The sequence below is a fragment of the Candidatus Equadaptatus faecalis genome, from assembly GCA_018065065.1.
GTDB lineage: Bacteria > Synergistota > Synergistia > Synergistales > Synergistaceae > Equadaptatus > Equadaptatus faecalis.
Map to the genome: position 1 here is coordinate 1 of JAGHTZ010000015.1, position 5,020 is coordinate 5,020.

Genomic DNA, 5,020 nt, shown 5'->3' on the forward strand with positions numbered 1-5,020 from the left:
TCGACGCAGAGTTTCTTAAGAAGTTCGACGTCTTTTTTGCTTGCGTGTTTCGCATCGCCTGCCGCGACCGCGCGGGCGACCATTGCCGCTACTTCATAACGTGTTGCCTGCTGGGCACCTTTGAATGCGCCATCAGGATATCCGCTGATAAGACCATCAGCTGCGAGCTGTGCTACTGCATCATACGCCCAATGTCCTGCAGGAACGTCTGCGAACGGGTTGGCTGCAAATGCAGGTGCTGCAAATGCTACGAGTGCTACTACTGCGAGTACTGCCATAAATTTCTTCATTGTTTTTTACAACCCCTTAGTTGTGTATTTTTTATTGCGTAAGCTCCGCTTGCGGGGTTGCCATCGATCTTTGTCTAAGTATCCTGGTTTCCTTCACACAAAGTCTTCGGGCCTCTGTCGCTTGCTTCGCTTTCGCCTTTCCGTCTGCTCTCCTTTATTGGCAGGGTTGTGTTTTCACCATCCTTTCGCGCCTTCGAGGGTCATCGCAGATTTCAAGCAATTAGAGTTATATATAATGAAAGGAGAATTTTGATTTTTGTTTCTTGGGTTTCGTTTTCTCCTGACAATATTCGTTTTAATTCTGTCTTCTGTATGCTGCCGCGCCCGCCGTAACGCTGCCGAACACGACAATTTTGTCAAGGTTCCAAACTTGCGATTGTTATTAAAGCATAAAGTTTTGGGTTTGTCAAATGTTTTGTTTTTCGAGATTTGTGATGGGGGGGGGGCGTCAGACAAAGTTTTCTGACTAAAATGCTGTAACAAGTTAACACAGAGGCTGTTCAGTTACAGGTATATCAGTAAGATAGTTGTTCGTATCAGTACACTTGTCGTATTCGTCTTTTGAGAGCGGCAGCCAGTCTGTTTTGTCAATGCCCCGTTTTAAAGCGTCGGGGAAAACGGAAACAATTTTTATCCAGCGGTCTTTTTCTTTTGCAATTGCCCTGATTTCGCCTGCGACCTCGCAAAAATCGCTGTCTGAGCTGAACAGCAGCGCGATGTCGTAATCGTTTGTTCTTGCCATACGCACCAAATCCAGCGCTATGCGGATATCAATGCCTTTCTCGTGTGCACAGCCTCCGCTGTAATGCAACAGGGTTGTATAAAAAGATACACGGCTGTCCTTCTCTTTGTGAAAATTAAGTTTGTTCGTCCAGAATTTATGCCACCTTTCATTTTTTTCAATGCTGTGAATTCCCGTATAAAGTTTTATGCCTGTAAGTTTCCAATCGGCATGCTTTGATGTTGTAAGAATTGAGAGCGCCACAGGGTCAAAATCAGGATAAGAACAGCCCCATGCATTTTTTGACGTGAGGTAAAAATTCTGTATGTCAAAGAAAGTTACAACTCTCTTAAGTTTAGGCTCTATCAACAGTCAGAGCTCCTTAGTTCAAAAAATAACCCTCTTGAAAGTATTGCGACGAGTACTCTCGACTCTTCCAAGAGGGACAAGATGGCTATATTATACAGAATTTTTCCAAGATGTCAAATGTTGAAAAACAGGTTGCCATTTTGAGGAGAAAGGTCGTTTTTGTATATGTAGGGGCAAGAAACAAATTTTATATGCCTTGCTTGCGGGCGAACTCCCGAACGTTCGGAGACTTGCGGAAGTCTTAAGCTGACAATATCAGCCAAACGAACGTTTGACTCCGCGAAGTCTGCCCGCCCCGAACAAAAATAAAAATCGCATTCGCGTTTGCGTAATCCCGTCAACATCGCCGCGACAAATCCGCACCTGTTCGAGGTACGACGATTGAAGCGCTGCAACACGTAAAATACACGCAGTAGTGGGCACTGCCCGGCTTCAAGTCCACACACGGCTCCCTCTCCGGCGTTGGGATTTTTTATGCAGCAAAAGCAACACAAGGTTTCAAAAGCAACGCGGGGAGAAGTATATTCAAACGTACTTTTCCCCATTTTTTCTATTGTCAAACGGTCAAACTGTCAACGCAAAATTTTTTGATGTGCTGTTGACAGTTTTTTTTTATGTGATAATATAACCTGCAGGTTATATTCGGCGGTGGTGTGATGAGCGTACGCGTAGTATTGACCAATGAATTTCAAGCGTGGTTTCTTGCTAACGATGAAGAAACACAGGACAAGTTGTCTATGTTGATAGGCATGCTGGAAGAACTTGGCGTTGTCATGCCGTTCCCATACAGCAGTAAGATTTTCGGCGCAAGGTACAATTTGCGTGAGTTGCGGACTGATATAAATGACAGAGCATACAGAATGCTGTATGTTTTTGACCCGAAAAGAAACGCGGTTATGCTGCTCGGCGGTGACAAGAGCGGCGTTAAGCGCTGGTATGAAAAGAGCATTGTAAAGGCTGAAAAGATTTATGAAAAATATCTGGAAACACAGGAGGGTTAGTAAATGCGTACATTTAGAGACTATATGGCGTCTCTGCCGGAAGAAAGACGCCGTAAAATTGAAGAAGGTACCCAAAAGCTGATTTTTGCCTATCAGCTTGAGATGGCGCGGAAAGCGCGCAGGGTGTCGCAAAAGCAGCTTGCGGCGGCGCTGCGTGTGTCACAGCCGGCAATAGCAAAGATGGAGCATGAGGAGGATATGAAGTTGTCAACGCTGAAACGGCTTGTTGAGGGTATGGGCGGTTCTTTGAGGGTTGAAGCTGAGTTTCCTGACGGTGTTTCTCACAGGCTGACAGTGTAGTTCGGCAATAACGGCAATATGATAAAAGCGGCGGGGTATCCGCCGCTTTTTGCTCTTTTATTCCGGCTGTGCGGCACGGTGCTGTCTTCGCTGCGTTTTTTCAAGCGGAACGACCGCAAGTGTTTTGCCGAGCGATGTGAGCAGTTTCAGCACAGTATCAAGGCGGGGATTTGATGTTCCGCGTTCAGTTCGTGCTATTACAGGCTGTTTGATGCCGCTGAGTTCTTCAAGTTTTTTCTGGCTGATGCCTTGTTCGCGGCGCGCGAATATCAGTGCAGCGAGTATTTCCACCCGCGCCTTGCTCTCAGCTATTTCTTCAGGCGTAAAAAGTTCTGCCTCGACTTCTTCCCAGGTTGGTCCTATAAAGTCATGCTTCATTTATATTTCACCTCGTTTTAATATTTCGTTGTACTCATGTTTTGCTTGTTCGATTTCGCGTTTCGGTGTTTTTTGCGTGCTTTTGATGAAATGGTGTAACAGGATGAAGCAGTTATCATGCCACACAACAAAAAGTATTCGGTTTCTTACGGGGCGCAGTTCCCAAATTCCATCGCCAAGATAGTCTATTTCAGGTTTTCCAAGCAATGTGCCGTATTGGCGCAGCAAACTTATGTAGTCTGTTATCTTTTGAAGGTTTATGCGGGCATCTTTGCCGGAACGTTCGGCAAGAGACCGCATATATTCCAAAACAGGCACCTCTCCTCGTCTGTTTCTGTAGAAACGTATCTCGTACATTTTCTCCACCTCGCCAATATAATAACTAATAAGTTATTGAATGTCAATAACTTATTAGTTATTATTTTCCCCAATTTTTCCCTAATTTTACCCTGCGGAAATTTCTTTCCGTATAACTTTTGTATAACAGGCTGCCGGCGGTAAAATTTTCTGACTGCTTTTATTAAATTTACGGGGGTTAGAGGTTATGACTGTTGCAAAGCTTACACAGAGACTTGTCAATTACGCCGCGCCGCGCGAGAAGCGCTACGATTTGCGCGATACTGAGGTTAAAGGGCTTTTCCTGCGCGTGGAGCCGTCGGGGAAGAAAACCTTCTATATAAATTACCGCACGCCGAGACCTGCAAGACGCCAGCGGAATATCAAGCTTGCGCCGGGCTTTACGCCGCTTTGCGAAGTGCGTGCGGCGGCAAAAAGATTTTTGTCGCGCCTGTGGCTTGAAAACAGCGACCCCGCATGGCTTCGGGCACCTTCCGTAACCGTTGCGGAGCTTCTGAAAAAATATGAGCCGTGGGTTAAAAAACAGCGCAAGAGCGGGAAGAAAACCGTGCGTATGATACAGCAGTTCGGCGAATTTCTTCCTGCGCCGGTTTCTTCGCTGACGAGCGAAACGATTTCCGCGTGGCAGAAACGACAGACGAAAATCAAGGGAGCGACCGTTAACAGACGACTTGCCGCGCTGCGCTCAATGCTTTCATGGGCAAAGCGGCAGGAGCTTATCCCCGAAGTGCCTTTCAGCGTCTCAAAGGTTTCGCAAAAGGATTCCAAAATTGTCGAGCGTTATCTCACGCCGGAGGAGAGGGAAAAACTTCTGTCCGCGGCGGAAAAATGCGGAACGAAATGGATGAAAACTGCGATTATCCTTAGTCTGAACACGGGAATACGAAAGGGCACACTGCTGAAATTGAAATGGAGCAACGTTGACCTTGAAAACAAGCAGCTGAAACTGGAAGCGGCGATTATGAAAGGCGGAAAAGACGCAGTGCTTCCGCTGAACGACGCTGCCTGCGAAGAGCTTGCACGATGGAAAAAACGAACGCGAAAGCAGAAAGGGCTTGTGTTTTCCATCCACGGCAAACGCCTGAGCGACACGCGGACGCAGTTTTGCAAACTGTTGGAGCAGGCAGGGATAAAAAATTTCAGCTGGCACTGCCTGAGGCACGATTTTGCAAGCCGCCTTGCAATGGCGGGAGTTTCAATGCACGTCGTACAGAAGCTTATGTGCCATTCAACGCTTCAAATGACCGAACGCTACGCGCATCTTGCGCCGAGTGTGCTTGCCGAAGCCGTCTCCGTTTTGGAATAAAAAAGGTGAAAAAACGGCGGCATGTTACACGGAAGTTATACACGGCTGTTTTAACGCGCCCTGAAATTTTGAAAAAATGAAAGACAAAATAAAACCGCTTTCGGACATTCAAAGGTGCCCAGCAGGCAACGCGTTATGAAGTAGCAGCAATGGTCGCCCGCGCGGTCGCGGCAGGCGATGCGAAACACGCAAGCAAAAAAGACGTTGAACTTCTTAAGAAACTCTGCGTCGAATTCAAAGACGAACTCGCAGCACTCGGCGCGAAAACCGACAAACTCGACAAACGCGTAACGAAGCT

Annotated in this window: 8 protein-coding genes; 3 read left to right on the top strand and 5 right to left on the bottom strand. The window is 46.8% G+C overall.

Annotated elements, in window-relative coordinates; translation table 11 throughout:
* The 3 genes from KBS54_01145 to KBS54_01155 all read right to left on the bottom strand — a co-directional run.
* Window positions 1-290, bottom strand: a 290-nt coding sequence (locus KBS54_01145; protein MBQ0054739.1) for an S-layer homology domain-containing protein, incomplete at its 3' end; no start/stop codon positions are given.
* Between the two features lie 484 nt (window positions 291-774).
* Entirely contained in the window at window positions 775-1,380 is a 606-nt protein-coding gene (locus tag KBS54_01150) for an NYN domain-containing protein (GenBank protein MBQ0054740.1), read from the bottom strand.
* Between the two features lie 113 nt (window positions 1,381-1,493).
* Window positions 1,494-1,940 carry a hypothetical protein gene (locus KBS54_01155; protein ID MBQ0054741.1) on the bottom strand — a complete coding sequence of 149 codons (447 nt, stop codon included), beginning with the start codon at window positions 1,938-1,940 and terminating at the stop codon, window positions 1,494-1,496.
* 96 nt (window positions 1,941-2,036) lie between these two features.
* Between KBS54_01155 and KBS54_01160 the strand changes: the two genes are divergently transcribed.
* Together KBS54_01160 and KBS54_01165 are read left to right on the top strand one after the other, a co-directional pair.
* The gene (locus KBS54_01160) at window positions 2,037-2,381 is read left to right on the top strand and encodes a type II toxin-antitoxin system RelE/ParE family toxin (GenBank protein MBQ0054742.1); all 345 of its coding nucleotides are present in this window, start codon (window positions 2,037-2,039) and stop codon (window positions 2,379-2,381) included.
* A 3-nt stretch (window positions 2,382-2,384) separates the two neighbouring features.
* The gene (locus KBS54_01165; GenBank protein ID MBQ0054743.1) at window positions 2,385-2,681 is read left to right on the top strand and encodes a helix-turn-helix transcriptional regulator; all 297 of its coding nucleotides are present in this window, start codon (window positions 2,385-2,387) and stop codon (window positions 2,679-2,681) included.
* A 57-nt stretch (window positions 2,682-2,738) separates the two neighbouring features.
* Here KBS54_01165 and KBS54_01170 read toward each other — a convergent pair whose 3' ends face one another.
* Window positions 2,739-3,059, bottom strand: a complete 321-nt coding sequence (locus KBS54_01170; GenBank protein MBQ0054744.1) for a helix-turn-helix domain-containing protein — start codon at window positions 3,057-3,059, stop codon at window positions 2,739-2,741.
* Window positions 3,060-3,416, bottom strand: a complete 357-nt coding sequence (locus tag KBS54_01175) for a type II toxin-antitoxin system RelE/ParE family toxin (GenBank protein ID MBQ0054745.1) — start codon at window positions 3,414-3,416, stop codon at window positions 3,060-3,062.
* A gap of 187 nt (window positions 3,417-3,603) precedes the next feature.
* Here KBS54_01175 and KBS54_01180 point away from each other — a divergent pair, with 187 nt between their 5' ends.
* Complete coding sequence (locus tag KBS54_01180; protein MBQ0054746.1) at window positions 3,604-4,722, top strand: tyrosine-type recombinase/integrase; 1,119 nt, start codon at window positions 3,604-3,606, stop codon at window positions 4,720-4,722.
* Window positions 4,723-5,020: the final 298 nt, after the last annotated feature.